This is a genomic window from Brevibacterium sp. SIMBA_078 (assembly GCF_046534565.1).
GTDB lineage: Bacteria > Actinomycetota > Actinomycetes > Actinomycetales > Brevibacteriaceae > Brevibacterium.
The window spans coordinates 1-272 of the sequence record NZ_JAWRYQ010000215.1; the positions used below are offsets into that span (position 1 = coordinate 1).

Sequence of the window (272 nt, forward strand, 5' to 3'; positions counted from 1 at the left end):
CCACCCTTTAAAAATTAATAAATCGGAATAAAAATGGGTGTAGTAAAGTTTTCTTTTGTTTTGAGGCTTAAAGACAAGTTTCACAGCATTTTCATACTGAGCATATTTAGTTGACTCAAAAGAATCGAATGTGAGTTGTTGTGTAATAAATGCCCCTAAATCAGATATATAACAAAGCGTGTATTTTTCACCCTTTTTCAAAAAGGCTTGTTCAAATTGTTCTTGGATTCCTTCTACTTCCATCAACAACTTATAAAGATTTTGCTTAAGTT

Annotated in this window: 1 protein-coding gene; it reads right to left on the bottom strand. The window is 30.9% G+C overall.

All coding sequences use genetic code 11. The features are described 5' to 3' along the window. A partial coding sequence (locus tag SB749_RS19480) for a hypothetical protein (protein WP_410711758.1) occupies positions 1 to 243 on the bottom strand: 243 nt, incomplete at its 3' end. Positions 244 to 272 lie beyond the last annotated feature (29 nt).